We start from the raw sequence: 685 nt of genomic DNA on the forward strand, positions 1-685 counted from the left end.
GCTAGTATTTGTGGCCAAAGTTTACCTTTAGCAGCGCCGCCAGCAAAGGTTACTTCAGAAGGGAAATTACCTGTGAGAGCTTCTATTAATTTCAAGTTGCCGAGTGTAACGAAGGCGGCATTCTCTTCAATTGCGCGGAACATTTCTTTCTTACCGCATTTTTCAGCATCTAAACTTAAATTTAAAAAGGATGGTGCAGCATGTCGCCAAGAAATATAATTCATTACATTTGAAAAAGTGGGGATTATGCCATGTGAGCCTACAGGAACTTCTTTCGCTTGTTCTTCTAKTAATTCATAAGCATCTACACCGAGTTTTTCAGCGAGCCGTTTTTCTTCATGGCAAAAGGCATCTCGAAACCACCTCATAACAAGGCCAGGGAAGAAAGCAATTGTTTCGTATTGCCATAGGTTAGGAATGACGTGGCAATTAACACGAATCGCCGCATTTGGATCAGTTTCTGGTTTTGTAATATTTACTTCTTGTTGCCAAAAACTGCCCCCGCATATAAATGTTTGTTCAGGCTTTACAACTCCAGTTCCGAGCGATGCCATTTGTGCATCTCCGCCGCCAGCAACGACCGGTGTTCCTTCATGTAATCCTGTTAATTCAGCACTTCGTTTTGTGATATTCCCGATAACTGTACCAGCTTCATTTACTTTTGGAGAAAAGGCTAGAGTAAGAC

General features: G+C 42.0%; 1 protein-coding gene. It reads right to left on the reverse strand.

Annotated features, from left to right (window positions below; genetic code table 11):
* Positions 1 to 685: FGGY family carbohydrate kinase (locus AC1DTM_RS30280; protein ID WP_477001679.1), on the reverse strand; the 685-nt coding region annotated here is incomplete at both ends.

The sequence above is a fragment of the Bacillus sp. P4_D3 genome (genome assembly GCF_056401855.1).